Annotated in this window: 25 protein-coding genes and 1 tRNA gene; 13 read left to right on the top strand and 13 right to left on the bottom strand. The window is 63.4% G+C overall.

All coding sequences use genetic code 11. The features are described from left to right. Positions 1-86: 86 nt before the first annotated feature. The 5 genes from ACEN8U_RS16235 to ACEN8U_RS16215 all read right to left on the bottom strand — a co-directional run bounded on the left by ACEN8U_RS16235 (position 87) and on the right by ACEN8U_RS16215 (position 7,400). Positions 87-1,319 (bottom strand): ribonucleotide-diphosphate reductase subunit beta, encoded by a 1,233-nt coding sequence (locus tag ACEN8U_RS16235; protein WP_028362445.1) that lies wholly within the window; start codon positions 1,317-1,319, stop codon positions 87-89. A 663-nt stretch (positions 1,320-1,982) separates the two neighbouring features. Next, positions 1,983-4,985 carry a ribonucleoside-diphosphate reductase subunit alpha gene (locus tag ACEN8U_RS16230; RefSeq protein ID WP_015003787.1) on the bottom strand — a complete coding sequence of 1,001 codons (3,003 nt, stop codon included), beginning with the start codon at positions 4,983-4,985 and terminating at the stop codon, positions 1,983-1,985. Between the two features lie 538 nt (positions 4,986-5,523). Beyond that, on the bottom strand, positions 5,524-6,120 hold the full coding sequence (ampD, locus tag ACEN8U_RS16225; RefSeq protein WP_015003788.1) for a 1,6-anhydro-N-acetylmuramyl-L-alanine amidase AmpD: 597 nt from the start codon (positions 6,118-6,120) through the stop codon (positions 5,524-5,526). Further along, positions 6,117-6,443: a PP0621 family protein gene (locus ACEN8U_RS16220; protein ID WP_015003789.1), complete on the bottom strand. Its 327-nt coding sequence runs from the start codon at positions 6,441-6,443 to the stop codon at positions 6,117-6,119. Before ACEN8U_RS16220 ends, ampD begins: the two co-directional genes overlap by 4 nt. 9 nt (positions 6,444-6,452) lie before the next feature. Then, positions 6,453-7,400 (bottom strand): inner membrane protein YpjD, encoded by a 948-nt coding sequence (locus ACEN8U_RS16215; RefSeq protein ID WP_015003790.1) that lies wholly within the window; start codon positions 7,398-7,400, stop codon positions 6,453-6,455. Between the two features lie 80 nt (positions 7,401-7,480). On the opposite strand from ACEN8U_RS16215, the gene ffh reads away from it, so the two are divergent. Both ffh and ACEN8U_RS16205 read left to right on the top strand, forming a co-directional pair. After that, positions 7,481-8,848: a signal recognition particle protein gene (gene ffh / locus ACEN8U_RS16210; protein ID WP_013589665.1), complete on the top strand. Its 1,368-nt coding sequence runs from the start codon at positions 7,481-7,483 to the stop codon at positions 8,846-8,848. 121 nt (positions 8,849-8,969) lie between these two features. After that, a complete protein-coding gene (locus ACEN8U_RS16205) occupies positions 8,970-9,521 on the top strand; it encodes a hypoxanthine-guanine phosphoribosyltransferase (protein ID WP_013589666.1) in 552 nt (183 codons plus the stop codon). A 123-nt stretch (positions 9,522-9,644) separates the two neighbouring features. Here the strand turns inward: ACEN8U_RS16205 and ACEN8U_RS16200 are convergent, their stop codons facing one another. Next, entirely contained in the window at positions 9,645-10,244 is a 600-nt protein-coding gene (locus tag ACEN8U_RS16200; RefSeq protein ID WP_015003791.1) for a MarC family protein, read from the bottom strand. A gap of 12 nt (positions 10,245-10,256) precedes the next feature. After that, entirely contained in the window at positions 10,257-11,993 is a 1,737-nt protein-coding gene (locus tag ACEN8U_RS16195; RefSeq protein WP_015003792.1) for a proline--tRNA ligase, read from the bottom strand. Positions 11,994-12,289: 296 nt separating this feature from the next. On the opposite strand from ACEN8U_RS16195, the gene ACEN8U_RS16190 reads away from it, so the two are divergent. Further along, a complete protein-coding gene (locus ACEN8U_RS16190) occupies positions 12,290-13,039 on the top strand; it encodes an RNA pyrophosphohydrolase (RefSeq protein ID WP_015003793.1) in 750 nt (249 codons plus the stop codon). Positions 13,040-13,123: 84 nt separating this feature from the next. Beyond that, positions 13,124-13,681: a CNP1-like family protein gene (locus ACEN8U_RS16185; protein WP_013589670.1), complete on the top strand. Its 558-nt coding sequence runs from the start codon at positions 13,124-13,126 to the stop codon at positions 13,679-13,681. Between the two features lie 143 nt (positions 13,682-13,824). Here ACEN8U_RS16185 and proB read toward each other — a convergent pair whose 3' ends face one another. From proB to rplU, 4 genes are all read right to left on the bottom strand, one after another. Next, positions 13,825-14,943, bottom strand: coding sequence for a glutamate 5-kinase (gene proB / locus ACEN8U_RS16180; protein ID WP_013589671.1), 1,119 nt, complete (start codon positions 14,941-14,943; stop codon positions 13,825-13,827). A gap of 67 nt (positions 14,944-15,010) precedes the next feature. Next, positions 15,011-16,132, bottom strand: a complete 1,122-nt coding sequence (gene cgtA, locus ACEN8U_RS16175; protein WP_013589672.1) for an Obg family GTPase CgtA — start codon at positions 16,130-16,132, stop codon at positions 15,011-15,013. Positions 16,133-16,359: 227 nt separating this feature from the next. Continuing rightward, positions 16,360-16,623, bottom strand: coding sequence for a 50S ribosomal protein L27 (gene rpmA / locus ACEN8U_RS16170; protein WP_013589673.1), 264 nt, complete (start codon positions 16,621-16,623; stop codon positions 16,360-16,362). Positions 16,624-16,648: 25 nt separating this feature from the next. Continuing rightward, positions 16,649-16,960: a 50S ribosomal protein L21 gene (gene rplU / locus ACEN8U_RS16165; protein ID WP_007180329.1), complete on the bottom strand. Its 312-nt coding sequence runs from the start codon at positions 16,958-16,960 to the stop codon at positions 16,649-16,651. 238 nt (positions 16,961-17,198) lie between these two features. Between rplU and ACEN8U_RS16160 the strand changes: the two genes are divergently transcribed. The 9 genes from ACEN8U_RS16160 to yacG all read left to right on the top strand — a co-directional run bounded on the left by ACEN8U_RS16160 (position 17,199) and on the right by yacG (position 25,489). Then, positions 17,199-18,191: a polyprenyl synthetase family protein gene (locus tag ACEN8U_RS16160; protein WP_013340559.1), complete on the top strand. Its 993-nt coding sequence runs from the start codon at positions 17,199-17,201 to the stop codon at positions 18,189-18,191. Between the two features lie 48 nt (positions 18,192-18,239). Further along, positions 18,240-18,316: transfer RNA gene (locus tag ACEN8U_RS16155), tRNA-Pro, on the top strand. A gap of 196 nt (positions 18,317-18,512) precedes the next feature. Further along, positions 18,513-19,811: an HlyC/CorC family transporter gene (locus ACEN8U_RS16150; protein WP_015003795.1), complete on the top strand. Its 1,299-nt coding sequence runs from the start codon at positions 18,513-18,515 to the stop codon at positions 19,809-19,811. 216 nt (positions 19,812-20,027) lie between these two features. Continuing rightward, entirely contained in the window at positions 20,028-21,320 is a 1,293-nt protein-coding gene (locus tag ACEN8U_RS16145; RefSeq protein ID WP_015003796.1) for a GspE/PulE family protein, read from the top strand. Further along, on the top strand, positions 21,317-22,546 hold the full coding sequence (locus tag ACEN8U_RS16140; RefSeq protein ID WP_015003797.1) for a type II secretion system F family protein: 1,230 nt from the start codon (positions 21,317-21,319) through the stop codon (positions 22,544-22,546). Before ACEN8U_RS16145 ends, ACEN8U_RS16140 begins: the two co-directional genes overlap by 4 nt. Before the next feature lie 27 nt (positions 22,547-22,573). Continuing rightward, positions 22,574-23,527 carry a prepilin peptidase gene (locus ACEN8U_RS16135; RefSeq protein ID WP_041745783.1) on the top strand — a complete coding sequence of 318 codons (954 nt, stop codon included), beginning with the start codon at positions 22,574-22,576 and terminating at the stop codon, positions 23,525-23,527. A 3-nt stretch (positions 23,528-23,530) separates the two neighbouring features. Then, positions 23,531-24,133, top strand: coding sequence for a dephospho-CoA kinase (coaE, locus tag ACEN8U_RS16130; RefSeq protein WP_015003799.1), 603 nt, complete (start codon positions 23,531-23,533; stop codon positions 24,131-24,133). Between the two features lie 274 nt (positions 24,134-24,407). Continuing rightward, entirely contained in the window at positions 24,408-25,163 is a 756-nt protein-coding gene (zapD, locus tag ACEN8U_RS16125) for a cell division protein ZapD (protein WP_013589679.1), read from the top strand. A gap of 128 nt (positions 25,164-25,291) precedes the next feature. Next, positions 25,292-25,489: a DNA gyrase inhibitor YacG gene (gene yacG, locus ACEN8U_RS16120; RefSeq protein ID WP_081588228.1), complete on the top strand. Its 198-nt coding sequence runs from the start codon at positions 25,292-25,294 to the stop codon at positions 25,487-25,489. A 118-nt stretch (positions 25,490-25,607) separates the two neighbouring features. Here yacG and ACEN8U_RS16115 read toward each other — a convergent pair whose 3' ends face one another. Next, positions 25,608-26,033, bottom strand: coding sequence for an NUDIX domain-containing protein (locus ACEN8U_RS16115; RefSeq protein ID WP_015003800.1), 426 nt, complete (start codon positions 26,031-26,033; stop codon positions 25,608-25,610). Beyond that, positions 26,030-26,899 (bottom strand): ATP-binding protein, encoded by an 870-nt coding sequence (locus tag ACEN8U_RS16110; protein WP_028362430.1) that lies wholly within the window; start codon positions 26,897-26,899, stop codon positions 26,030-26,032. The genes ACEN8U_RS16115 and ACEN8U_RS16110 overlap by 4 nt, the downstream gene beginning before the upstream one ends. Positions 26,900-26,919: the final 20 nt, after the last annotated feature.

Here is a 26,919-nt window from a genome sequence, read left to right as displayed (position 1 = left end):
CAGGCGGTTCAGCTCCTAAACATAATTGCCGCAGCCGGAGGCCGACGGCATCCCCATCGATGAATGCATCACAGCACGGACCCGGTTTACTCCCAGGTCAGCGCGCCGCCAGTCTGATATTCGATAACACGCGTCTCGAAGAAGTTGCGCTCCTTCTTCAGGTCGATCATCTCGCTCATCCACGGGAACGGGTTTTCCTCGTTCGGGTACAGCGGATCGAGACCGATCTGCTGGCAACGGCGGTTGCAGATGAAGCGCAGATAACTCTTGAACATCGACGCGTTGAGGCCGAGCACCCCGCGCGGCATCGTGTCTTCTGCGTAACGATATTCGAGTTCGACCGCCTGCTGGAAGATCTCGCGGATCTCCGCGCGGAATTCAGCCGTCCAGAGTTGCGGGTTTTCGAGCTTGATCTGGTTGATCAGGTCGATGCCGAAGTTGCAGTGCATCGACTCGTCGCGCAGGATGTACTGGTACTGCTCCGCCGCGCCGGTCATCTTGTTCTGGCGGCCGAGCGCCAGGATTTGCGTAAAGCCGACGTAGAAGAACAGGCCTTCCATCACACAGGCGAACACGATCAGCGAGCGCAGCAACGTCTGGTCTGCTTCGAGCGTGCCGGTCTTGAAGGCCGGATCGGTCAGCACGTGGATGTACGGAATGAGGAATTCGTCTTTCGCGCGGATCGAGGGAACCTCGTGATACGCGTTGAAGATTTCGCCTTCGTCGAGACCGAGCGATTCGACGATGTACTGGTATGCGTGCGTGTGGATCGCCTCTTCGAACGCCTGGCGCAGCAGGAACTGGCGGCATTCGGGCGCCGTGATGTGGCGGTAGGTGCCCAGCACGATGTTGTTGGCGGCGAGGGAGTCGGCCGTCACGAAGAAGCCCAGGTTGCGCTTGACGATGCGGCGCTCGTCTTCGGTCAGACCGTTCGGGTCTTTCCAGAGGGCGATGTCGCGCGACATGTTCACTTCTTGCGGCATCCAGTGGTTGGCGCAACCAGCCAGATACTTTTCCCAGGCCCACTTGTACTTGAACGGCACCAACTGATTGACGTCGGTCTGGCCGTTGATGATGCGCTTGTCGGCGACATTGACCCGCGCTTCGGAAACAGCAGCGGTTCCGGCAGCACGCGCCGCGGTGGCAACGGGAGCGACAGCGATGTCGTTCGCGAAGATGTCTTGAGCCGAGGGAGCATGAGGAGCGGAACGCGTTCCGACTTGCGAACCGACAGCCGGTCCCGCAGCGTTGCGCAACACGTTCTGTTGCGTAGCGCTCGAGGGAGTTACGGCAGTGATCTCGTCATCCCAGTTGAGCATAAATGTCACCATCAATTTAGAACGGTTTGTACCATCTTTTCACGAGCGATAAAAGAGTCCGCTTGCGAAAAATCCTGTTTTCGATTCGCGTTGCTACGTTCATACAACACTTTGTTCAACGTAGTGTGCGCATCACCTCATGTGAGGCGTGTTGAACGTGTGTCGTCGAGGTACTTCGCGAGCTCGGAGAGCAACGTGTTCAAGCGTCGTTTCGCTGCTCTATCTATCTGTATTGCGCGAGTGCTCTTGCCGCATGTGCTGCACGTGCTGCGCGTTGCCGGTTCGTCCGCGTGAGTGAGTTGAAGTTCAACGCAGCCTCGGGCGATGCATGTGGCCGGCGAGCTTGCCTGCTCCGCGTGCTTGGCGGGCTTGCTCGGTTTCCTGCTCCGTTCACCGAAGCGTTGACGACGCGTTGCCGAAGCGCCGGGGTCTTGCAGTCTGCTGTCGGCTTGCGCGCTTCATCACACGCCGACTCGTTGCTTCGCTACTGCACTGTCCGACGATGAGCGGTGCGGCTTTCACTTCCTGCTGGCTTCAGCATCGCGCTTGCCGCGCCGCTCGTCGGATGACTTCTGCTTCATCTCTGCGAGGTTCGTTGCTGCTGCATGCGGGTGATTACCTAGAACCCGTCAGCAAACAACGAACCTGCCTGCTGCTCGCTGCTTACTGGCAAGCCTCGCACTCGTCGAAGCCGGGGTCGCCCGGACGCATCATGCACACGGGACCGTCCGCTTCAGGCGCTGCTTCGACTGAAACAGCCGGCGCTGCCGCCGCTGCTGCCTGCAGGCCGCCAGCACCGCCGCTCACGCCGAAGCCACCTGCCGCGCCGCCGCTGATGCCGCCAGCGCCGCCGGCACCTTCGCCGCCGCCCGAGCTCACCGCGTTGAGCGCGCCGTGAGCAACCGTCGATTTCTCGACGTGCGTGGCCGCCATCGTGCGGAGGTAGTACGTGGTCTTCAGGCCGCGCACCCACGCGAGTTTGTAGATCTCGTCGAGCTTCTTACCCGATGCACCCGCCATGTAGATGTTCAGCGACTGCGCCTGGTCGATCCACTTCTGACGGCGCGAAGCCGCTTCGACGAGCCACTTCGGATCGACTTCGAACGCGGTCGCGTAGATCGCGCGGAGGTCGGCCGGAATGCGGTCGATGCGCGAGAGCGTGCCGTCGAAGTACTTCAGGTCGGCGACCATCACCTCGTCCCACAGGCCGCGTGCCTTCAGGTCGCGCACCAGGTAGTCGTTGACGACCGTGAATTCGCCCGACAGGTTCGACTTCACATACAGGTTCTGGAACGTCGGCTCGATACAGGCCGACACGCCGATGATGTTCGAGATGGTCGCCGTCGGCGCGATCGCGATGCAGTTCGAGTTGCGCATGCCGTAGGTGGCGATGCGCGAACGCAGCTCCGTCCAGTCCATCGACTCGCTCGAATCCACTTCGACATAGCCGCCGCGCGCTTCGGCGAGCAGCTTGACCGAGTCTTGCGGGAGGATGCCGCGATCCCACAGCGAGCCGCGGTAGCTCGAGTAGCGGCCGCGCTCCTGCGCGAGTTCCGTCGACGCGTAGTACGCGTAGTAGCAGACCGCTTCCATGGACGTGTCCGCGAACTTGACCGCTTCTTCCGACGCGTACGGCGTGCGCAGCAGATGCAGACAGTCCTGGAAGCCCATGATGCCCATGCCGACCGGACGGTGCTTCAGGTTCGAGTTACGCGCCTTCGCCACCGCGTAGTAGTTGATGTCGATCACGTTGTCGAGCATGCGCATCGCGACGCTGACCGTGCGCTTCAGCTTGTCGTGGTCGAGTGCGAGCGTGCCGTCGGCCTGTTCCTTCAGATGCGCGACGAGATTCACCGAGCCCAGGTTGCAGACGGCGATTTCGGCGTCGCTCGTGTTCAGCGTGATTTCCGTGCACAGGTTCGACGAGTGCACGACGCCCACGTGCTGTTGCGGCGAGCGCACATTGCACGGATCCTTGAACGTGATCCACGGATGGCCGGTTTCGAACAGCATGCCGAGCATCTTGCGCCACAGCTGGGCCGCCGGAATCTTCTTGAACAGCTTGATTTCGCCGCGCGCGACCTTGTCTTCGTAAGCCGTGTAAGCCGCCTCGAATTCCGCGCCGAACTTGTCGTGCAGATCCGGGCAGGTGGACGGCGAGAACAGCGTCCAGTCGCCGCCTTCCATCACACGCTTCATGAACAGGTCGGGAATCCAGTTCGCCGTGTTCATGTCGTGCGTGCGGCGACGGTCGTCGCCCGTGTTCTTGCGCAGCTCGAGGAATTCTTCGATGTCGAGGTGCCACGTCTCCAGGTACGCGCACACCGCGCCCTTGCGCTTGCCGCCCTGGTTCACGGCCACGGCCGTGTCGTTGACGACCTTCAGGAACGGCACGACGCCTTGCGACTTGCCGTTGGTGCCCTTGATGTGCGAGCCGAGCGCGCGCACGCGCGTCCAGTCGTTGCCGAGGCCGCCGGCGAACTTCGAGAGCAGCGCGTTTTCCTTCAGTGCTTCGTAGATGCCGTCGAGATCGTCGTCGACCGTCGTCAGATAGCACGACGACAGTTGCGAGCGGCGCGTGCCCGAGTTGAACAGCGTCGGCGTGGACGACATGAAGTCGAAGCTCGACAGCACGTTGTAAAACTCGATGGCGCGCGCTTCACGGTCGATCTCGTTCAGCGACAAGCCCATTGCAACACGCATAAAGAATGCCTGAGGCATTTCGATACGCACGCCGTCGTGATGCAGGAAGTAACGGTCATACAGCGTTTGCAGACCGAGGTAGCCGAACTGCAGGTCGCGGTTCGCGTCGAGCGCGGCGCCGAGACGCTTCAGGTCGAACTGCAGGAGCTTGTCGTCGAGCAGTTCCGCTTGCACGCCGCGCTTGATGAACTGCGGGAAGTATTCGGCGTAACGCTCGCCCATTTCGGCTTGCGTCACCTCTTCTTCGAGAATCTCGCGGCGGATGGTGTGCAGCAGAATGCGCGCGGTGACCTGGCTGTAGGCCGGATCTTTTTCGATCATCGTGCGCGCGGCGAGAATGGCCGAGTCGTAGACCTGGCTCATCGGCACGCCGTCGTACAGGTTCTTCACCGTTTCGGCGACGATCGGCTCGGCGCTGACGGCGTCGCCCAGATTCGCGCAAGCCGACTCGATGATGCCGCGCAGCGCCGCCATGTCGAGCGGACGCGTGACGCCGTTGTCGGTGACGCTCAGGCCCGGCGTGCTCGCCGCCGCCTGCTCGTCGTGACCGCGCGCCTGCGTGCGCTTCTCGCGATACAGCACGTAGGCACGCGCGACGTTGTGCTCGCCGCCGCGCATGAGCGCGAGTTCGACCTGATCCTGAATGTCTTCGATATGGAACGTGCCGCCGTTCGGACGGCTGCGCAACAGCGCGCGCACCACGTTCTGCGTGAGTTGCTCGACCAGTTCGCGCACGCGTGCCGACGCCGCGCCTTGACCACCGTTGACGGCGAGGAAGGCCTTCGTCACGGCGATGGCAATCTTCGACGGCTCGAACGACACGACGCTGCCATTACGGCGGATCACCTTGTAGTCGGCATAGGTCGCTTGCGGCGCGAGCGCCTGAGCGCCTTGTGCCTGGCCGAAAGCCTGGCCAGTCGGCGATCCCTCATACCGGGTCGTCACATTGTCGGTGGTTTGCATGTGCAAAGCTCCTGGTCCTGGAAATGTTGCGGCGAGTGCCGCGGATTAAAACGAACGCTGCGCCGCCGCGTGCGCAAGCGATGAGGTGCAGGAAAAAGACCGGCCTTGGCGGCTGGCGGGATGCGACTGCGATGAAGCCTGATTCGAATTCGTAACGGTCTTCTTCGTAGTGGTCGCGATCACTCTCAGCCCCTTTCCTGATGCTTTCTGGTTGCCGCCGGTTGGTCTTGACCGGCGCGCCGCAGGAATTTTTTCGCTGCCTGGAATGCTTGCGGCGCCATGCTCCGGGAGCGGGGCGCCGCAGACTTGTGCACGCAGTTATGCACTCGGTTATTCACATAGTTATACACAAGACACACAATATCTAGTGCGTAACTGAATGTGTGGCACCAAGTATAGTGGACTTTCAAGACAGATCAAATCGTTTTATTTGCTTCCGACGTCTTGACTTTTGGCTCGCGCGACGCGAAGCCGCCTCCCCGGAGAACCAGGCTGCGCCTCGTTCTCCTCGCATCACGCGAGTTCGCGCGAAGGGGCTTTACGGCGTTTTAGAAAACTTGAGATAGGGGAAATACCGATCCGCGAGCGCGGTGTCGGATTGCAGGCGCGCCCACTCGAAGTGAGGTCCTGGATCGGTCTTGCGGCCGGGCGCAATGTCGGCGTGCCCCGCGAGTGCCTCGATCGGATAGCGCGACAGGAGCGCGGTGACGAGCGCGCTCAGCGTGTCGTATTGCGCGGACTCGAAAGCGGTCGTGTCGCTACCCTCAAGCTCGATGCCGATGGAGAAATCATTGCAGCGCTCGCGTCCGAAAAAATTGGACGGCCCGGCGTGCCACGCACGCTCGTTGCACGACACGAACTGTTCGAGCGCGCCGTCGCGATGAATCACGAAATGCGCCGACACGCGCACGCCGCGCAGATGCGCGTCGTAGTACGGATGAGCGTTACAGTCGAGCGTATTGAGGAAGAGTTCGGCGATCGCGGTGCCGCCGAATTCGTCAGGCGGCAAGCTGATGTTGTGCACGACAATCAGCGTGGGCACCGCGCCTTGCGGCCGTGCCTCGACATTCGGCGAGGGCAGTTTGCGTGCTTGCGGAACCCAACCGTCTGCGTCGACGGTGAATGCGACGCTCATCGGGCGTCGCGGCCCGTGGGTCTTGCGCCGTGGCGCTGCGCATGCGCGGCGCTGCAGAACGCCTCTCCAGCGACGACGACGGAATCGCTCTTCGGCGCATGCACGCCGCACTCGACGCAGCGGATCATCGGCTCGGCGAGTTGCGGCGTGGCGGACTGACGCGCGGCGCCGTTGCCGCCGTTGCGATAGTCGGCTTGGTCGGCTGCCCCGCGTGCGCCATCCGCGCCGGTACGTTGCGCCGTGTGCGCGTCATGACGGCGCAGCGCCTTCACAAGCCACTGGCCGACGATGAACAGCAGGATCAGCAAAAAGATTTGTCGCATGGAACACGCTCACACTACGGCACGGTGCAGCAGCACCTCGAAAACAAAACGGCTGCCGACATAAGCCAGCAGCAGCGCGACGAACGACGCCAGCACCCAGCGCAACGCGGCACGGCCGCGCCAGCCGGAGATCTTGCGCGCGGTCAGCAGCGCGCCGAACATCACCCACGAAAGAATGGCGAACACGGTCTTGTGGTCGAGGCTGAGCGCCCGGTCGACCAGTTGCTCGCTGAAGAGAATGCCCGACACGAGCGTGAGCGTAAGCAGCACGAAGCCCGCGCCGATCAGACGGAACAGCAGCTTCTCCAGCGTGAGCAGCGGCGGCAGCGTGTCGAGCCAACTGGAGAGCCAGCCGTTGCCGGCTGCGGCGACGTGACGCTGCGCGAGGCCGCCGCGCATGGCATGCAGACGTCGCTCGACGAGCAGCATCAGGACGGCATGCAGCGCCGCGATGGCGAACAGTCCATAGGCGATGTTGGCGATCAGAAAGTGCAGCTTGAACAAGGGCGCGGCCGAATACGGCAGCACGCGCACGCCGTTGAACGCCAGCGGCAAAAGCGAAGCGACGCAGGCGAGCGGCAATACGAGTAGCCGCAGCCCGTCGAGCGGAAAGAAAAAGCTTTCTATCCAGTAGATGCCGGCGCCGAGCCAGAACATGGCCGAGAGCGCGAAGGCGAAACCGAACACCATCGCATTCTGCGGAAAGATCGTGGTGTGCAGCAGCACGCCGTGCGCGAGGAGCGCCACGAACAACAGCGCGCGGCCCGACGAGCCCATGCCGGAAGCCGCGGCGCCGGCGAGCCCCGGCTGCGCATGGCCGCCCGTTATGGCGGCGGCCGGCAACGGCGGCATGCTCTCCAGCATGGGGCGCGATCCGGCGTGCCGGTGCGAGCGCCAGCCGGCCACGGCGAGTCCGCCATAGAGGAGCGCGGTGAGGGCATACAGTACAATATCCATATTCGAAGTTTACACTAGGCCCCTGCTCCGCGACGTCTTCCGCTTCGCGCCCGCCCGGGCCGCACTGTTCATCGCTCCCCATGCTCGACAATCTGACTCAACGGATGGCGCGCGTCGTCAAGACGCTGCGCGGCGAAGCCCGGCTCACTGAGGCGAACACCCAGGAAATGCTGCGCGAAGTGCGTCTCGCGCTGCTCGAAGCGGACGTGGCGTTGCCCGTCGTGCGCGAGTTCATCGCAAAGGTCAAGGAGAAGGCGCTCGGCGAGGAAGTCATCAGCAGCCTGTCGCCGGGCCAGGCGCTCGTCGGCGTGGTGCAGCGCGAGCTGACGGCGGTCATCGGCGGCGACTATGAGGGCAAGGCCTCGGAGCTGAATCTCGCCGTCACGCCGCCGGCCGTGATTCTGATGGCGGGTCTGCAAGGCGCGGGTAAAACGACCACGGTCGGCAAGCTCGCCAAGCTGCTGCGCGAGAAGTACAAGAAGAAGGTGCTGACCGTTTCGTGCGACGTCTACCGCCCCGCTGCTATCGCGCAGTTGAAGACGGTGACCGAGCAGGTCGGCGCGGACTTCTTCCCGTCTGAGCCGGATCAGAAACCCGTCGACATCGCGCGTGCCGCCGTGGATTGGGCGAAGCGCCACTACCACGACGTGCTGCTCGTCGACACGGCCGGCCGTCTGGGTATCGACGAGGCGATGATGCAGGAAATCGCCGCGCTGCACAGCACGCTGAAGCCGGCCGAAACGCTCTTTGTCGTGGATGCGATGCTCGGCCAGGACGCGGTCAACACGGCGAAGGCATTCAGCGACGCGCTGCCGCTCACCGGCGTCGTGCTCACCAAGCTCGACGGCGACTCGCGCGGCGGCGCCGCGCTTTCGGTGCGCCACGTGACGGGCAAGCCAATCAAGTTCGTCGGCGTCGCTGAAAAGCTGGACGGGCTGGAGGTTTTCTATCCGGACCGGATGGCGAACCGGATTCTGGGCATGGGCGACATTCTCGCCCTCGTCGAAGAAGCGCAACGCGGCGTGGACGTCCAGGCCGCACAAAAGCTCGCCGACAAGGTCAAGAAAGGCGGCGACTTCGACCTGAACGATTTCCGCGCGCAGCTCACGCAAATGAAGGGCATGGGCGGCCTGTCGTCGCTGATGGACAAGCTGCCCGCACAGTTCCAGCAGGCGGCGGCCGGCGCCGACATGAGCCAGGCCGAAAAGCAGATGCGCCGCATGGAAGGCATCATCAACTCCATGACGCCGCTCGAGCGCGCCAAGCCGGATCTCATCAAGGCGACGCGCAAGCGCCGCATCGCCGCGGGCGCGGGCGTGCAGGTGCAGGAAGTCAACCGCATGCTCAACCAGTACGACCAGATGCGTACCATGATGAAAAAGCTGAAGGGCGGCAATCTGCAAAAGATGATGCGCGGCATGAAGGGCATGTTGCCCGGCATGCGCTAAGCTTTAGCAAGACGGCGGCGCGCAGGGTGTCCACGCAAGCGCCAGCCGCCGTCTTGAAAGAAGAATGGGTTGTGAGCATTCCCGCTCACACTATGTATACAGTTACCGCCCGTCACATGTCATGAACCGCGAAGAAGCTCTCCATATTTTCAGCCACTCCGAAGAAATCGTTTCGGCCGACGAGGTGAACGCGTCGATCAGCGGCATGGCGGCCGCCATCCGCGCCGAAATGAGCGAGGACTTCCCGCTCGTGCTTTCGGTCATGGGCGGCGCGGCGGTGTTTACCGGCATGCTGCTGCCGCATCTCGACTTCCCGCTCGAATTCGACTACATCCACCTGACCCGCTACCGCAACACCACCAAGGGCGGCAACGAGATGCAATGGCGCGTGGCGCCGGCGGAGTCGGTGAAGGATCGCGTGGTGCTCGTGCTCGACGACATTCTCGACGAAGGCGAGACGATGGCCGCAATCCGCGACCGCATTCTCGCAATGGGCGCCAAGCGCTTTCTAAGCGCGGTGCTGTGCGAGAAGATCATTCCGAAGGCGAAGCCGCTGCGCCCCGACTTCTGCGGCTTCGAAGTGCCGGACCGCTACGTGTTCGGCTGCGGTATGGACGCCAAGGGTTACTGGCGCAACCTGCCGACTATTCGGGCGCTGACTGAAGGCGCTTGATGAGTCCCGCCGTGGGCCGGTAGCCTGTAGCAGGCGAAGCAGAAAAAAAGCGGCCCGCCGGGCCGCTTTTTCATTTGCGCCACGAATGGCGCGAAGCGGCGCCGAAGCAACAGCGTGCCCGCTTCACAGTTGATGCACGAACGCGCGAATACCGCCCAGCATCATCTCCACCGAGATCGCGACCAGCACGAGCCCCATCAGGCGCTCGAACGCCATCATGGTGCGCTCGCCAAGCCACGCCTGAATGCGCTCGGCCAGCATCAGGACCACGGCGCAGACGATCATGGTGACCGTCAGCGCGCCGATCCACTCGAACATCTTGCCGGGCGCCTGCGACGTCAACAGCATCACCGTTGCGAGCGCCGACGGCCCGGCGAGCGCCGGAATGGCGAGCGGCACGATAAGCGGCTCGCCGCCGCGCGTGTCGCCGCCGAACGGGCCGTCGGGATGCGGAAACACCATACGCAGCGCGATCAAAAACAGCACGATGCCGCCGCCGATGCGCAACGACTGGTCCGTGAGGCTCATCATGCGCAGAAAGCCGTCGCCGAGCACCATGAACAGCAGCAGGATCGCAAACGCGATCGCGACCTCGCGCAGAATCACCGCGGTGCGCCGCTTCGGCGACACACCGCGCAGACAGCTGATGAAGAGCGGAATGTTGCCGAGCGGGTCGGTGATCAGAATCAGCAGGACGGTCGCGGACAGGAAGGTGTACTCCACCGTCCGCTCCGCTTAGCGCGCGAGCGCCGCGCGAACCTTCGCGATGACCGCTTGCGCGGCCTCGTCGACCGGCAGCAGGGTGGCTTCGACATCGCGGCGGCCCTGATATTCGAGCTTGCCTTCCTTCAGGCCGCGGTCGCCGATCACGAGACGATGCGGCACGCCGATCAATTCCCAGTCGGCGAACATGACGCCCGGGCGCTCGCCGCGATCGTCCAGAATCACGTCGATGCCCGCACCCACCAGTTCCGCGTACAGCTTGTCGGCCTGCTCGCGGACGGCTTCGCTGCGGTCGTAGCCCATCGGGCACAGCACGACTTCGAAAGGCGCAATCGATTCCGGCCAGATGATGCCCTTCTCGTCGAAATTCTGTTCGATCGCCGCGCCCAGAATGCGCGTGATGCCGACGCCGTAGCAGCCCATTTCCATAGGCTGCGGCTTGCCGTTTTCGTCGAGGCAGGTCGCGTTCATCGCTTCGGAATACTTGGTGCCGAGCTGGAACACGTGACCCACTTCAATGCCGCGGCAGATGTCGATCACGCCCTTGCCGTCCGGCGACGGATCGCCCTTCTTCACGTTGCGGATATCCGCGACGACCGGCTCCGGCAGATCGCGGCCCCAGTTGACGCCGGTGGTGTGGTAATCCACTTCGTTCGAGCCCACCACGAAGTCGCTCATGTTCGCGACGGTGCGGTCCGCTACCACCTTGACCGGCTTCTTCGTGTTGAGCGGCCCGAGATAGCCCGGCGGCGTGCCGAACGTTTCGATAATCTCGGCCTCGGTCGCCATGCGGAATTCGGCGAGGCCCGGCAGCTTGCTCGCCTTGATCTCGTTCAGATCGTGATCGCCGCGCAGCATGAGCAACCAGATGGTCGGTTCGGCGCCTTCATTTTCGGTGGCGAGCACGATCGACTTGATGGTCCGCTCGAGCGGAATGTTCAGATACTCGGCGACGGCCTCGCACTTTGCCTTGCCCGGCGTGGGCGTCTTTTTCACTTCCTCGGCCGGGGCCGCGCGCTCGGCGTAGAGCGGCAGCGCTTCGGCTGCTTCCACGTTTGCCGCGAAATCGGAGGTCGGGCAATAGGCGATGGCGTCTTCGCCCGTGTCGGCGATCACGTGGAACTCATGCGAACCGCTGCCGCCGATCGAGCCGTTGTCCGCCGCCACCGCTCGAAAATCGAGACCGAGGCGGGTGAAAATGCGCACATACGCGTCGTACATCTTGCGATACGACTCGCGCAGGCCCGCCGCATCCTTGTCGAACGAGTAGGCGTCTTTCATGATGAACTCGCGGCCGCGCATCACGCCGAAACGCGGGCGGATTTCGTCGCGGAACTTGGTCTGGATCTGATAGAAGTTGACCGGCAACTGACGGTAGCTCTTGATCTGACCGCGCGCGATGTCCGTCACCACTTCTTCGTGCGTGGGTCCGATCACGAAGTCCGATTGTTTGCGGTCCTTGAAGCGCAGCAATTCGGGGCCGTATTTCTCCCAACGGCCCGACTCCTGCCACAACTCGGCCGGCTGCACGGCCGGCATCAGCAATTCGATCGCGCCTGCCCGGTTCATTTCCTCGCGCACGATGGCTTCCACCTTGCGGATAGAGCGCAGGCCGATCGGCAGATAGTTATAGATGCCGCCGGCGACGCGGCGGATCATGCCGGCGCGCACCATCAGTTTGTGGCTGACGATCTCGGCGTCTGCCGGAGCTTCTTTCAGGGTGCCGATAAAGAAACGGGAAGCTTTCATTCAGATTTTCCAAAAGCGGCGGCTCCGGAGGGACCGCCCGAAAGGGTGAAAACAGGAAATCGACACGGCTTGGGCGCCAAATCCCCGCCCCGGGCCGCACTGCGCGGCGCCGCCATTACGGAGCCGTCGCCGCCGCGCAAGGCCTTGCACGCAAGGGATGACGCACGGGAAACTTGACAGGCTACCCCAAATGCAGGCCATTTGCGGCGAATCGTTCCATTCTGGTGCGAATCGGTGCGTGAGGGCCGTTATCTGTTTATAATCAAAGCAATTTTAAAGGATTCGAAGGTGGTTGTATGCTGGATCGTGAAGGCTTTCGCCCGAACGTCGGCATCATCCTCTTGAACGCGCACAACGAGGTGTTTTGGGGCAAACGGCTCCGTGAACATTCCTGGCAGTTTCCGCAAGGGGGCATCAAGTACGGTGAGACCCCCGTGCAAGCGATGTATCGGGAGTTACACGAAGAAACCGGTCTGCTTCCTGAGCACGTCAAGGTGATTGGTCGCACGCGCGACTGGTTGCGTTACGAGGTGCCTGACAAGTTCATCAAGCGCGAGGTACGCGGTCATTACCGCGGCCAGAAGCAAATCTGGTTTTTGCTCCGAATGGTGGGGCGCGATTGCGACATCTGCTTGCGCGCCACCGACCACCCGGAGTTCGATGCCTGGCGCTGGAACGAATATTGGGTGCCGCTCGACTGTGTGATCGAGTTCAAGCGGGATGTGTATCAGTTGGCGCTGACGGAGCTATCCCGTTTCATGCGCCGGACTGCGCCGCGTACGGAAAAAACGGGCGGTCACCATGGCCCGCGCTATCCGCGGATAGCGTCGTCAATGGAAAGTCCGCCGGATTCCACGGTGATGACGGTGACCTCGGTTACGTCAGTCACGTCGGTCAGAATCGAAACGTCGGTTCACACAACGGGCGCGGCCGACTGCGGCGAGCATGTCGGCTCAGCGGATCAGACCGGCACTGCGTCCGAGCTCGAAAACGAATCGGCTCGCGAGGCGGGGGGTTCGCTCCTTCGCCACGGCGCGCGCAGTTGATTGTTCTGAGCGGCGTCTCGCGCCGTCCATGCGGGCGCGGCCCCCGGGATCCGGGAGCCGCGCCCGTTTTTTGAGGAAATCATATTGAAAGCACTTGCTCTCGTCGTGGCGTGCGTCGCCACCGGCGCCCTGCTGGCTGGCTGTTCGAGCGCCGGCAAACCCACCAACAAGGACGACAGCGCGTTCACCTACCTGCTCGACCGACCCACGAACTGGGTGGAAAACAAAGTCGACACGTTGCCGCCGTTGCCGCAGGAGTCCAACCTGCTTCCGTTCGAGGTGTCGGGCAATACGCCGCTGCATTTCGCGATAGATCGCAACTCGTTGAGCGTGGGTTCCGACGGCGTGGTGCGCTACACCGTGGTGGTCACGAGTCCGAGCGGCGCGCGCAATGTGAACTACGAAGGCATTCGCTGCGACACCTACGAATGGCGCCTCTATGCCGGCCTGAATTCGGATCACGACGGCTGGGACAGAACGGTCGCCAACGACTTCACCCGCATTGAAAACGGCACGCTGAACGCTTATCACGCAGCGCTGTATCAGGATTACCTGTGCGCCAACAAGCTGCCTACGGGCAGCGCGAAGTCGATTATCGAGAACATCCGTTATAAGCGCACAGCAACGTCTCTGGTTCATTGATCACATTGAACTGCTGACGATGAGCCCGCCGAGAAGCCGTTCCGGTCCCACTGGAACGGCTTTTTTTATGTGCTTCTGGAGCTCAGCTCGAGGCTCGGCTCAGCGTGCTAACCGGACGTGCCGACCGGAAACCGGCGAGCAGATCAAACCAGCACCAGATTGTCGCGATGAATCAGCTCGGGCTCCAGCATATAGCCGAGCACCGTTTCGATCTCGCCGCTCGGACGCCGCTGGATCAGCTTGGTTTCCGCACTACTGTAGTTGGTGAGGCCGCGCGCCACCTCGCGGCCGGTCGCGTCGAGGCAGGCAATGACCTCGCCGCGGGCAAACGCGCCCTGCACACCAACAATGCCGATTGGCAGCAAACTCTTGCCGCCGGCGGTCAGTTTCTCGACGGCGCCGTCGTCGATTACCACGTGGCCGCGCACCTGCAGGTGATCGGCCATCCACTGCTTGCGCGCCGCCATGCGCGCGGTGCGTGCGATCAGCTGCGTGCCGATCGCCTCCCCGGACGCAAGGCGCGATAGCACGTCTGCTTCGCGGCCGCTCGCGATCACCGTATTGGCCCCGCTGTGCGCGGCGCGTTTGGCGGCCAGAATCTTCGTCAGCATGCCGCCGCGGCCCAGGCTGGAACCGGCGCCGCCGGCCATGGCTTCGAGATCCGGCGCGCCGGCATCCGCCTGCTGGACCAGCGTTGCATTCGGATCTTTCCGCGGATCGGCGGTGAAAAGCCCTTGCTGATCGGTGAGGATGATGAGCGCGTCGCCCTCGATCAGGTTCGCCACCAGCGCGCCCAACGTGTCGTTGTCGCCGAACTTGATCTCGTCGGTCACGACGGTGTCGTTCTCGTTGATGATGGGCACCACGCCGAGCCGCAGCAGCGTCAGCAACGTGGAACGCGCATTCAGATAGCGCTCCCGGTCCGCGAGGTCGGCATGAGTCAACAGGATTTGCGCGGTCTGAATGGAATGCTCGGCGAAGCGGCTCTCGTAGACCTGCGCGAGGCCCATTTGACCGACAGCGGCGGCGGCCTGTAATTCGTCGATCTCTCGCGGCCGCTTGGTCCAGCCGAGCCGCTGCATGCCTTCCGCGATGGCGCCCGAACTCACCAGCACCACTTCCTTGCCTTGCGCGCGCAAAGCGGCAATCTGCGCAGCCCAGCGACCAATGGCCGCATGGTCGAGGCCGCGACCGTCGTTAGTGACGAGGCTCGAGCCGACTTTGACTACCAATCGCCGTGAATCTGCGATGACGGAACGCATTGTGCGCTGTCTCCCAAGATGACGCCTGACGCGCGCCGGCGCCGCTCAAGCGCCGACGCTCCGGTTGTTAGTCCTGCGGATCGACGCTGGACTCGCCCGCGGCGGCCTTCGCATCGGGCTTGTCGCGAAAGCGCACATCAGCGGCAAGATCTTCTGCCTCGGCTGCGCGCTGCGCGTCCGAATGCGCGGCGATGTGGTCGTACACCGCATAGCAAAGGCTCTCGCAACCCTGACCGGTCAGCGCCGAAATCTCGAAAACAGGACCGTCCCAGCCGAAGCCTTCCAGGAAGGCCGAGACGCGCGCCTCGCGCTCGTCTTCAGGCACCATGTCCAGCTTGTTGAGCACGAGCCAGCGCGGCTTTTGATACAACTGCTCGTCGTACTTGCGCAGCTCGTTGACAATCGCCTTGGCCTCCGCGACCGGATCGACCGATTCGTCGAACGGGGCGAGGTCGACGATATGCAGCAGCAGCCCCGTGCGCTGCAGGTGGCGCAGGAACTGGTGACCGAGCCCCGCGCCTTCGGCGGCGCCTTCGATCAGGCCCGGAATGTCGGCGATCACGAAGCTGCGGCTCGGCCCCACGCGCACCACGCCGAGATTCGGCGCCAGCGTGGTAAACGGGTAGTCGGCAATTTTCGGCCTGGCATTCGATACCGACGAAATGAATGTCGATTTGCCCGCGTTCGGCATGCCGAGCAGGCCGACGTCAGCCAGCACCTTCAGCTCGAGGCGCACCATGCGGCGCTCGCCCGGCTTGCCGTCCGTCTTCTGGCGCGGCGCGCGGTTGGTGCTGGATTTGAAATGGAGGTTGCCGAGACCGCCCGCGCCGCCCTGCGCGATCTGCACGCTCTGGTTGTGCTCGGTCAGATCGGCAATGAGCTCGCCGGTTTCCATGTCGGTGATCGTGGTCCCGACCGGCATGCGCAGCGTGATGTCGTCGCCGCCCTTGCCGTAGCAATCCGAACCGCGGCCGTTCTCACCGTTGCGCGCCTGATGCTTTTTCGCGTACCGGTAGTCGATCAGCGTGTTGATGTTGCGGTCTGCTACCGCGATCACGCTGCCGCCCCGCCCGCCGTCCCCGCCATCCGGCCCGCCGAACGGAACGAATTTCTCGCGGCGCATCGACGCGCTGCCATCCCCTCCGTCGCCGGCGATGACTTCAATCCTCGCTTCGTCAATGAACTTCATGCGTAACTCCGTCCCGTGGTGTACCGCCAGATGGTGCTGCCAGATCTGGTGTTGCTGGATCCTGCTTCAAACTGCTATTTTGCCGCGCCCGCCGCGCGATGATCAATCGACCGAACGGCATAAGACGATGTCCGAATGCGCGGCGCGACCGGCGCTTGCTGCAATAAAAAAAGCCCCGCTAACTTCGCGGGGCCTTTTCCGGTCCTGAAGCCCGTGCCTGATTAAACTCAGGCTGCTGCCGGGACAACGCTGACCGTGTGCTTCTTCGCGGCGCCTTTCGTCGAGAACTGGACGTGGCCGTCCGTCAGCGCGAACAGGGTGTGATCCTTGCCGATACCGACGTTTTCACCCGCGTGCATGCGCGTGCCACGTTGACGAACGATGATGCCGCCGGCGTTGATAGCCTGACCGCCGTACACTTTCACGCCAAGTCGCTTCGACTCGGAGTCGCGGCCGTTCCGGGACGATCCGCCTGCCTTTTTGTGTGCCATTTGATTTGCTCCTTAACCGGTGCGCTTACGCGTTGATCGCGTCGATGCGCAGTTCGGTATAGTTCTGGCGGTGGCCGCCATGCTTCTGGTAGTGCTTCCGGCGACGCATCTTGAAGATGGTCACTTTCGCGTGACGACCTTGCGACACGACGGTAGCCTTGACGGAAGCCCCACTGACCAGCGGCGTACCGAACTTAATCGATTCGCCTTCGCCCACTGCGAGAACCTGGTCGAGCGTGATTTCAGCGTCAATGTCTGCCGGTATCTGTTCTACTTTAAGTTTTTCGCCGACGGCAACTTTATACTGCTTGCCACCGGTTTTTATGACCGCGTACATTGAGAACCTCACTCTGTGTTCATTTTTCCCGCGCACCGCGCGCGGAAACCCGTGATTATACATAGAGTTAGCTGCTCGGTCAAAACTCATTGAGAGCCGCCGCGCGGCCCTTGCGGGCGACGCGCGGTCCGCCGCCGAGCGCCGCCTGACGGCGTCCCGCGCGCGCCGCGCGGCAGTCCGCGACCCGGAATCTCCGCGATTCGCCTTATAATTCGCGGCACTACCCAATTCAGCCATCATGTCGTCGACTGCCACCCCCTCCTCCAACGCCGCCAGCCTGCTTGCTCCCATCGCCGAAGACATGCAGCAGGTGAATCGCGTCATCCGGCACCGTCTTGCGTCCGAAGTGATGCTGATCAATCAGATCTCCGAGTACATCATCAGTGCCGGCGGCAAGCGGCTGCGGCCCGCGCTGCTTCTGCTGGTGGCCGGCGCGCTCGGAGAAACCACGGGGCACCGGCACGAACTGGCGGCGGTCGTCGAATTCATCCACACCGCCACGCTGCTGCACGACGACGTGGTCGACGAATCCGACCTGCGGCGCGGCCGCCAGACGGCCAACGCGCTGTTCGGCAACGCGGCGAGCGTGCTCGTCGGCGACTTCCTCTATTCACGCTCGTTCCAGATGATGGTGGGTGTCGGCAAGATGCGCGTGATGGAGATTCTGTCGGAAGCCACCAACATCATCTCCGAAGGCGAAGTCCTGCAGTTGCTGAACATGCACGACGCGGACGTGGACGAAGCGCGCTACATGCAGGTGATCCGCTACAAGACGGCCAAGCTGTTCGAGGCCGCCGCCCAGCTGGGTGCGGTGCTGGCCGGCGCGGACGCTCGTACCGAAGCGGCCGCCGCGGAGTTCGGGCGGCGCATCGGCACGGCCTTCCAGATCATGGACGACTGGCTCGACTACACGGGCACGGCAGAGTCCATGGGTAAAAATGCCGGCGACGACCTGCGCGAGGGCAAGCCCACGCTGCCGCTCATCTATCTGATCGAGCGCGGCACGCCCGAACAGTCGGCGCTCGCCCGCGAGGCTATCGAACAAGGCGGCACGGATCGTTTCGACACGATTTTCGAGGCCATCACGCGCTCGGGCGCGCTCGACCACACGCTCGAATGCGCGAAACAGGAGGCTCAGGCAGCGGCCGCAGCAATTTCTTCGTTTCCTGATTCCATTTACAAAGAAAGCCTGCTAGAATTATGTTCTTACTCGACGGCGAGACAGTCTTAAACGAGACAGAAACGCCGGTTTAGTCTGAAACGAGTCCGCAGTACATTTCGGGGTGTAGCTTAGCCTGGTAGAGCGCTACGTTCGGGACGTAGAGGCCGGAGGTTCGAATCCTCTCACCCCGACCAGATTTGCCTTGTTCATTCAAGGCTCGAAAAACCGCCCAGCTTGCTCGGCGGTTTTTTGTTTTTTGCGGCGCATTGTCGTCAGAGCGCCGAACGCGGTGCGCGTCAAGAGGGAAGCCGGGCGCGGCGCCGCTGGCGGCTTGCACTGCCCCCTCTGCTATATTCTCTCCATCCTTCCTCCCTCTATTCTTCACGACGCGTGGAACAACTTCCCTTATGGGCGCAGATTGGCGCCGTCTTCCTGCTGCTTGTCTGCTCGAGCTTCTTCTCGATTTCCGAAACGGCGATGATGGCGCTCAACCGCCATCGCCTGAAGCACCTTGCCAGCAAGAACGCGCTCGGCGCCAAGACCACGCAGGGCCTGCTCGCGCACACAGACCAGCTGCTGAGCGTCGTGCTGATCGGCAACAACCTGTTCAACACCATCATTCCGGTGCTGACCACGTCCATCGCGTTGCACACCTTTGGACGCAACAACGTGGTGCTGTCCATCGCGACGGGTATCGTCGCGTTCCTGATCATCGTGTTTGCCGAAATCACGCCGAAAATCGTGGGCGCCACCTTCCCCGAGAAGATCGCGCTGCCCGCGAGCCTGCTGATCGCGCCGATGATGCGGGCCGCCCGACCGCTCGTCTGGTTCGTCAATCTCTTTGCCACCGGCATCTTGCGCGTCCTGCACATCAACACCCAGGGCGCGCGCGACCAGCGCCTTTCCACCGAGGAGCTGCGCACCATCGTGCTCGAGTCCGGCAGCTTCATGCCGACCAAGCACCGCAGCATCCTGCTGAATCTGTTCGACCTGGAAAACATTTCCGTCGACGACGTGATGATCCCTCGCCGCCGTATCGAGGCGCTAGACTTCGACGCGCCGTTCGAACAGATCCTTCATCAGCTCGAAACCTGTTATCACAACAAGCTGATCGTCTACCAGGGCGACATCGACCGCGTGCTTGGCGTGCTCCACGTTCGTAAGACGCTGGCGGCGCTGCACAACCAGGAACTGGAGCGCGAGACGCTGCGCGAGCTGCTCACCGAGCCCTACTTCGTGCCGACCGGCACGCCGGTGTTCCAGCAACTGCAGTACTTCCAGGAAAGCCGCCATCGCATCGCGCTCGTCGTCAACGAATACGGCGAATTGCAGGGGCTCGTCACGCCGGAAGACATCATCGAGGAACTGATCGGCGAATTCACCACGTCCATTCCGCGCGGCGCCAGTTCGCGCGGCGGCTGGAACGAGCAGGGCGAATGCATCGTCGCGGGCAGCATGCCGCTGCGCGAATTGAACCGCTGGCTTCAGCTCACGCTCCCGACAGACGGGCCCAAAACACTCAACGGCCTGATCCTCGAAATTCTCGAAGACATTCCCGACGGCGACGTGTGCGTGCAGATCCGCGACGTCAAGATCGAGGTGATGCGCAGCGACGACCAGGCAATCCGCACCGTGAAGCTTTTCAAACCGCCCGCGCGTGCGAAGAGCGCCAAGGCGCTGCTCAGTTAGCGGGCTCGCGCGCTGCCGAGCCGCTACCCCTTCACGTCTCGTTCAGATCGTCGTCGCCATCCGACCCGGCGTGCCGTTCGCTTCCCCGACGGGCACGCCCAGCATCGCATAAGCCTGCGGCACGCGCCATTAGCCGAATGGCCGAATGTCATTCAGACGCGCCTTGGCGGAAACTGGAGCCGTCGTGTTCTACAGGCGGCGCATCGCCGGCTTTTCATGCAAGCTTCTTTTCAATCTGCGGCGCCGCTGCGGCCGCTCGCGGCCGACGGCGAAAGCGCCTCCCGCGGCAAGCCCAGCGGGTTCGCCGCTGATTCAGGCGCGGCCACGCTCAACGATTCTGATAACGCCCCCGCCGTGCGTCTGCTGACCGACACGCTGCGTGAGGCGACTCGCCGCAACGCGTCAGACCTTCACATCGAGCCGGCCGAAAACAGCTGGCGAGTGCGGCTGCGTATCGACGGCGTGCTGCACGAATTGGCGCCGCCGCCGGCTCACCTGCGGGACGCCTTCATCACCCGTGTAAAGGTGCTGGCTCGCATGGACATCGCCGAGCGCCGCATACCGCAAGACGGCCGGCTGCGGATCGCGACCTCGCCGGGACGGATCGAGGACTACCGCGTCAATTCGCTGCCCACGCTGTTCGGCGAAAAGCTGGTGCTGCGCCGGCTCGACGCTCTGCCAACCGACCTTTCGCTCGACTCGCTCGGCCTCGACGTCCGCCAACGGCAAACCGTCGATGCGGCCATCCGCGCGCCGCATGGCCTCGTGCTTGTCACTGGGCCGACTGGCAGCGGCAAGACTCTCTCGCTGTACTGCTTTCTGAATCTGCTCAACAGCGAATCGCGCAATCTCTGTTCGGTGGAAGATCCGGCGGAAATCCAGCTGGCCGGCATCAATCAGGTCAGCGTGCGCGAGAAGGCCGGGCTGACCTTTGCGGTCGCGTTGCGCGCGTTCTTGCGCCAGGACCCGGATGTCGTTATGGTCGGCGAAATCCGCGACGAGGAAACCGCCGACGTCGCCGTGAAAGCCGCACAAACCGGCCACCTGGTTCTCTCGACTTTGCACACGAACGACGCGCCGGCCGCCGTCGCGCGTCTGATCGACATTGGCGTCGAACCGTACAACCTTGCTGCCGCGTTGCGTATGGTGACCGCGCAGCGGCTGGTGCGGCGCCTGTGCGAGGCGTGCCGGGCGCCCGCGCCGCATTCGGCGGCAGCGCTAGAAGCCGCGGGGTTCGCCGACCATCAGCTCGACGGCTGGCAGCCGTATGCGGCGAAGGGCTGCGCGGCATGCCACGGCATCGGTTATCGAGGCCGCGTCGGCATCCATCAGGTGATGCCGGTATCTGACGCCATGCGTGAGCTGATCGTCGCGCGCGCGAGCACGCATGAGCTCGCGCGACAGGCGCAGAGCGGAGGCGTCCGCACGCTGCGCGATGCCGCGTTGGCCCGCGTGCGCGACGGCACAACGAGCCTCGCCGAGGCACTCGCGGCGACGGAGGTCGCGTGAACACGCCGACCGCAAGCCCGCTAAGGCCTGCAGATATTCGCTTCCGATGGCGCGGTGTCGATGCGGACGGCAGCCGCAAAACCGGCGCACTCATTGCGCCGGATGCAGGCACGGCTCGGGCGCTCCTCCAGCGCGACAAGCTGTTCGTGGTCGATCTGAAGGCCGAAGGTCCCGCCCCGCGCCCAAGCGCCAATGCCGCCGAGGTCACGTTGTTCACACGCCAGCTAGCCAGTCTTCTGCGCGCCGGCTTGCCGCTCGCGCCCGCGCTCGATCTGCTGGCGCAGGCGCCAGGCTCGCGTCGCATGGGCATGCCGCGCATCGTCGGCACGCTGGCGCGCGACATCACGGCCGGCCTGCGGTTTTCGGCTGCGTTGCAGCGGCATCCGGCGCAGTTCAATGCGCTGTATTGCCAGCTCGTCGAGGTCGGCGAGGCGGCGGGCGCCCTCGCCGGAGTTCTCGCCCGAATCGCCGACGACCGGGAACGCGCCGCCGCCCAGCGTTCGAAAGTGCGCGCCGCATTGACCTATCCGCTCGCGATTTTGCTGCTGGCTCTCGCGATTACCGCTGCGTTGCTGGTCTGGGTCGTACCGACTTTCAAACAGATCTTCGACGGCTTTGGCGCCCGCCTGCCCGCGCCCACGCAGTTCGTCCTCGCGCTGTCCTCCGGCGTGGCCCGATGGAGCGTTCCGGCCATTGCGGTCATCGTCGCGACGAGCTCGATAGTGACGTTTCTCCTGCGGCGCTCCGAAGCGGCGCGCATCCGCTTCGCCCGCCTATCGCTGAAAATACCGGTCGCCGGAACGCTGCTCGCCACCCTGTGCTCCGCGCGCTGGAGCCGCGCGCTCGGCACCTTGCTGTCGGCCGGCACGCCGCTCGCCGATGCCTTCGACTCGCTCACTCACGCCACCGGCAATGCGTTTTTCGACCGTGCCACCGTCGACATCGCGGCCCGGCTGCGCCGCGGAGAACGGCTCGCCGCGGCTATGCGGGCGGCGCGCTGCTTTCCGCCCGAGGTGGTGCAGCCGATCGCGGTTGCCGAGGAGTCCGGAGCAATCGACTCGATGCTGCTCGACGTGGCCTCATTGGCCGATCGTCAGGTCGACGAAAAGATCGGCGCGCTGGCGAGCCTCTGTGAACCGCTCGTCATCATTGTGTTGGGAGCGCTCGTCGGCGGTCTCGTCGTCGCCATGTATCTTCCCATTATTCAACTCGGCAACGTGGTGTAGCATCGCAGCCGAATCCATCGTTTATCCATGCAGGCAGCTCATTCACTCGTGCCAGACACTTCATCCAGCGTGCTTTCAGGCGCATTTTCGAACCTGCTTCCGGCGCATTTCGCAGCCGTTCCCGGCGAGGCATTCGGCAGCCTGCCCGCCGGTTGGCAGTTCGCCTTTGCAATCGTGTTCGGGCTCGCAATCGGCAGCTTCCTGAACGTGGTCGTCCACAGGCTGCCGATCATGCTCGAACGCGCATGGCGTCTGGAAGTCAGCGAGGCGACCGACGAACCTCTCGAAGAAGATGGCCTGCCCACGCGCTACAACCTGTGGGTGCCGCGCAGCGCCTGTCCTCACTGCGGGCACGTGCTGCGCGCGTGGGAGAACGTGCCGGTGCTGAGCTACCTGCTGCTGCGCGGGCGCTGCTCCGAATGCAAGGCGCACGTGAGCCTGCGTTACCCGCTGGTCGAGGTCGCGAGTGCGGCACTCGCGGCGGCCGCGCTCGCGCTCTTTGGCCCGACACTCGCCGCGCTTGCCGCGTTCGGGCTGTGCGCGGCATTGTTGGCGATGAGCATCATCGACATGGACACGCATCTGCTTCCCGATTCCATGACGCTGCCGCTCTTGTGGGCCGGCATCGTCGTCAACTTCAACGGGGTCTTCGCGAGCCTGCACGACGCGGTGCTCGGCGCTATCTTCGGCTATCTGGTGCTATGGGCCGTGCATTGGCTGTTCCGGCTGGTACGAGGTATCGACGGAATGGGTTACGGCGACTTCAAGCTGCTGGCCGCGCTGGGCGCGTGGCTGGGCTGGGCGGCGCTGCCGCAGATCGTGCTGGTGGCCGCCGTGGCAGGCGCGGTGGTCGGGCTCGCGGCGACCTGGCGCGGCCGGATGCGCTTTGAAGAGCCGCTGCCCTTCGGGCCGTTTCTGGCAGCGGGCGGCGCCCTCACCCTGTTTCTCGGCACACCGCTCTACCTGGCTCTCGGAGGCTGAAGCATGTTCGTTGTGGGATTGACCGGCGGCATCGGCAGCGGCAAATCGACGGTGGCGGACCTGTTCGCGGCGCACGGCGTGCCGATCGTCGACACAGACCTGATCGCGCATCGCATCACGGCTCCGCAAGGCATGGCGATGCCGCAGATCGCCGCCGAATTCGGCCATGCTTTCGTCGCCGCCGACGGCTCGCTCGACCGCGCCCGCATGCGCACCCTCGTCTTCAGCGACGACGCCGCGCGCAAGCGCCTCGAAAACATCACGCATCCGTTGATTCGTGCGGAAACCGAGCGCGAGCAGCGCGAAGCGAAGGGACCCTATGTGATCGTCGTGGTGCCGCTGCTCGTCGAGTCGGGCAGTTGGGAAAACCGGGTAAATCGCGTGCTTGCCGTGGATTGCAGTGTGGAAACGCAAATCTCCCGTGTAATGATCCGCAACGGTTTCAGCCGCGACCAGGTGCTTGCGATTATCGCGCGTCAGGCGACTCGCGAAGCGCGCCTTGCCGCCGCGGACGACGTTATCGTGAACGACGACGCGCCGCTTGCGGCGCTCACGGCGCAGGTCGACGCGCAGCATCGCGCGTACCTGGCGCTGGCGGCGGCCTGATCGGCGGCATCGGAAACAGTCGGCCACACACTGCAAGCGCGCGGGGAACGCCGTGTGTAGGCCGTTAGACAAAAACAGCGCTTGCGGTGCGTCACCGGTTGGCGCGAATCGTTGAACTTCGGCACTTTCCGCATGCCGAACCGGCTGAAAACCGCCGAAAACACGCGAAAAACTTTGCCAAAGCACGCGCAAAACGCGCGCGATTGCTAGGGTAGTCCCACGGCATTAGAATGTCCTGCATTCCCGTCACCGACCACGCCCGAGGCGAGCCCGCTTGATCCTTTACGAGTACCCCTTCAACGAGCGAATCCGGACGCTATTGCGCCTCGAAGATCTGTTCGAGCGCTTCACGTTCTTCCTGACGCAGGAAGACGCCAGGGAACACCACGTCGCACTGACCACGCTGTTCGAGATTTCAGAGGTAGCGGGTCGCGCGGATCTCAAGTCGGATCTGATGAAGGAACTCGAGCGGCAGCGGCAAACGCTCGCGCCGTTTCGGGGCAATCCGGGCATCGAGCAGAACGCGCTCGAAGTCGTGCTCGGCGAAATCGAACAGACCCTCGCGGGCCTCTCGCAGATGCAAGGCAAAACCGGCCAGCATCTCGCAGAAAACGAATGGCTTGCCAGCATCCGCAGCCGGGCCATCATTCCGGGCGGCACCTGCAAGTTCGACCTGCCGTCCTATTATGCGTGGCAGCAGCTTCATCCCGACCAGCGCCGTCAGGACATCGCCAAATGGGTCACGCCGCTGCTTCCGCTGCGCGACGCCGCAACTATCGTGCTGAGGCTCGCGCGCGAGTCGGGTCAGGCGTCGAAAGTCATGGCCATGGCGGGCAGCTATCAGCAAATGCTGTCGGGCCGCTCCTATCAATTGATGCAGGTACGGGTCGCGCCCGAATTGCGCGTGATTCCCGAGGCCAGCGCCAACAAGTACATGCTGTGGGTGCGCTTCACGGTGCAGGACGGCGATCTGCGTCCGCGCGCGGTGGATGTCGACGTGCCCTTTCAGCTTACGCTCTGCAGCCTGTAAGCCAGGCTCGTCCCGACTGTCAGATAGATTCGAACAGATCCGGCGGCTTTACTCAGCCGCGCCTTTGAAGCGGCGAGAAATGGCCTAATATTCGTTACTTGTTCCATCTGCCATGTCTGCCTGACCGTATGCCAACCGTCGTCAAATGCCCCACTTGCGGAAAGGACGTCCGCTGGACACCTGAAAATCGATTCCGCCCGTTCTGCTCAGAACGCTGCAAACAGATCGATCTCGGCGCCTGGGCCGCCGAGAAGTACAAGATCGGCGGGACGGATCAGGACGCGCCGTCGGACGAGACACCTGGCGGGGATTACAGCCCGCATTGATCGACAGCGCGGTGTTCCACCTGCGTCGAAGCGCCTCGGAATAACCGCGCGAAAAACGGCGTCGCGTGGCGACTCACTCAGCGGGGTCAACCGGCCTTCCGACGTCCGTGCGCTTTCCCTATGCAGTCTTTTCCGCCGCGAGCCATTCGAGCACGGGAATCGTGGCCGGCAGCAGCGGCGAAACGTCGGCGGGCAACGCCTGCCAGACAAACGCCTGACCTTCGCGGCCATGCGGCTCGCCGGTCCACTGCGTCACCTTGCAGAAATAAAGCCTCACATAAGCGTGCGGATAGTCGTGTTCGAGCGTGTGCCACAAGTGGCACGCTTTGACGTCGATACCGAGTTCCTCGTGCAACTCGCGCGCGAGCGCCGCCTCGACCGATTCGCCCGCTTCCAGCTTGCCGCCGGGAAACTCCCAGTAGCCCTCGTACGGCTTACCTGCGGGACGTTGCGCGAGCAGATAGCGGCCATCAGGCTGCACGAGCACGCCAACGGCAACCTCGGTGACGGGCCGGCCCGCCGCGTTCTTCTGAACGTCGCTCATGCCTGTGATTTCCTGCCGGACCAATCGCGCGCGAACTGCCACGCGACACGTCCCGAACGCGACCCGCGCTCCAGCGCCCAGACGAGCGCATCGCCGCGCGCCGCCTCGACTTCCGCGTCGGTGCAGCCGAAATGGCGCAACCAGTGCGCGATGATCGACAGGTAGTCGTCCTGCTTAAACGGATAAAAGCTGACCCACAGCCCGAAACGTTCTGACAGCGAGATCTTCTCTTCCACCAACTCACCGGGATGAATCTCACCGTCGGACGTGTGCTTGTACGTCTCGTTATCGCTCATATACTCGGGCAGCAGATGGCGCCGGTTCGAGGTCGCGTAAATGAGCACGTTGTCCGACTGCGCGGCGACCGAGCCGTCGAGCGCGACTTTCAGCGCCTTGTAGCCCGACTCGCCGTCTTCGAACGAGAGGTCGTCGCAGAACACCACGAAGCGCTCCGGACGCTGCGCGATCAGCTCGACGATGTCGCCGAGGTCGTGCAAATCATCCTTGTCCACTTCGATGAGACGCAGCCCGTCTTTCGCGTAGGCGTTCAGGCAGGCCTTGATCAGCGACGACTTGCCGGTGCCGCGCGCGCCCGTCAGCAGTACGTTGTTCGCCGGCAGCTTGTGGACGAATTGGCGCGTGTTCTGCTCGATCAGCGCTTTTTGGCGGTCGATGTTTTGCAGGTCGTCGAGCTTGATCTCAGAAATGGCCGGCACTGCCTGCAGGTAGCCACGCCCTTGGCGCTTGCGCCAGCGGAATGCGACCGCCGCCGACCAGTCGATGTCAGGCGCGGCAGGCGGAAGCATCGCCTCCAGGCGAACGAGCACGGCTTCGGCCCGTGTCAGAAACTGTTCGAGTTTGTCCATGACCATGATGAGCGGCCCGA

The sequence above is a fragment of the Paraburkholderia phenoliruptrix genome (assembly GCF_047325075.1).
Lineage (GTDB): Bacteria > Pseudomonadota > Gammaproteobacteria > Burkholderiales > Burkholderiaceae > Paraburkholderia > Paraburkholderia phenoliruptrix.
The sequence above is the reverse complement of the archived record's forward strand: the minus strand, read 5'-3'. Positions and strand labels throughout refer to the sequence as shown.

Bases quoted from the DNA above. Each gene is read 5' to 3' on its own strand.
- ACEN8U_RS16235 (WP_028362445.1), bottom strand. From the start codon at position 1,319: ATGCTCAACTGGGATGACGAGATCACTGCCGTAACTCCCTCGAGCGCT.
- ACEN8U_RS16230 (WP_015003787.1), bottom strand. From the start codon at position 4,985: ATGCAAACCACCGACAATGTGACGACCCGGTATGAGGGATCGCCGACT.
- ampD (WP_015003788.1), bottom strand. From the start codon at position 6,120: ATGAGCGTCGCATTCACCGTCGACGCAGACGGTTGGGTTCCGCAAGCA.
- ACEN8U_RS16220 (WP_015003789.1), bottom strand. From the start codon at position 6,443: ATGCGACAAATCTTTTTGCTGATCCTGCTGTTCATCGTCGGCCAGTGG.
- ACEN8U_RS16215 (WP_015003790.1), bottom strand. From the start codon at position 7,400: ATGGATATTGTACTGTATGCCCTCACCGCGCTCCTCTATGGCGGACTC.
- ffh (WP_013589665.1), top strand. From the start codon at position 7,481: ATGCTCGACAATCTGACTCAACGGATGGCGCGCGTCGTCAAGACGCTG.
- ACEN8U_RS16205 (WP_013589666.1), top strand. From the start codon at position 8,970: ATGAACCGCGAAGAAGCTCTCCATATTTTCAGCCACTCCGAAGAAATC.
- ACEN8U_RS16195 (WP_015003792.1), bottom strand. From the start codon at position 11,993: ATGAAAGCTTCCCGTTTCTTTATCGGCACCCTGAAAGAAGCTCCGGCA.
- ACEN8U_RS16190 (WP_015003793.1), top strand. From the start codon at position 12,290: ATGCTGGATCGTGAAGGCTTTCGCCCGAACGTCGGCATCATCCTCTTG.
- proB (WP_013589671.1), bottom strand. From the start codon at position 14,943: ATGCGTTCCGTCATCGCAGATTCACGGCGATTGGTAGTCAAAGTCGGC.
- cgtA (WP_013589672.1), bottom strand. From the start codon at position 16,132: ATGAAGTTCATTGACGAAGCGAGGATTGAAGTCATCGCCGGCGACGGA.
- rpmA (WP_013589673.1), bottom strand. From the start codon at position 16,623: ATGGCACACAAAAAGGCAGGCGGATCGTCCCGGAACGGCCGCGACTCC.
- rplU (WP_007180329.1), bottom strand. From the start codon at position 16,960: ATGTACGCGGTCATAAAAACCGGTGGCAAGCAGTATAAAGTTGCCGTC.
- ACEN8U_RS16160 (WP_013340559.1), top strand. From the start codon at position 17,199: ATGTCGTCGACTGCCACCCCCTCCTCCAACGCCGCCAGCCTGCTTGCT.
- ACEN8U_RS16145 (WP_015003796.1), top strand. From the start codon at position 20,028: ATGCAAGCTTCTTTTCAATCTGCGGCGCCGCTGCGGCCGCTCGCGGCC.
- ACEN8U_RS16135 (WP_041745783.1), top strand. From the start codon at position 22,574: ATGCAGGCAGCTCATTCACTCGTGCCAGACACTTCATCCAGCGTGCTT.
- coaE (WP_015003799.1), top strand. From the start codon at position 23,531: ATGTTCGTTGTGGGATTGACCGGCGGCATCGGCAGCGGCAAATCGACG.
- yacG (WP_081588228.1), top strand. From the start codon at position 25,292: ATGCCAACCGTCGTCAAATGCCCCACTTGCGGAAAGGACGTCCGCTGG.
- ACEN8U_RS16115 (WP_015003800.1), bottom strand. From the start codon at position 26,033: ATGAGCGACGTTCAGAAGAACGCGGCGGGCCGGCCCGTCACCGAGGTT.
- ACEN8U_RS16110 (WP_028362430.1), bottom strand. From the start codon at position 26,899: ATGGACAAACTCGAACAGTTTCTGACACGGGCCGAAGCCGTGCTCGTT.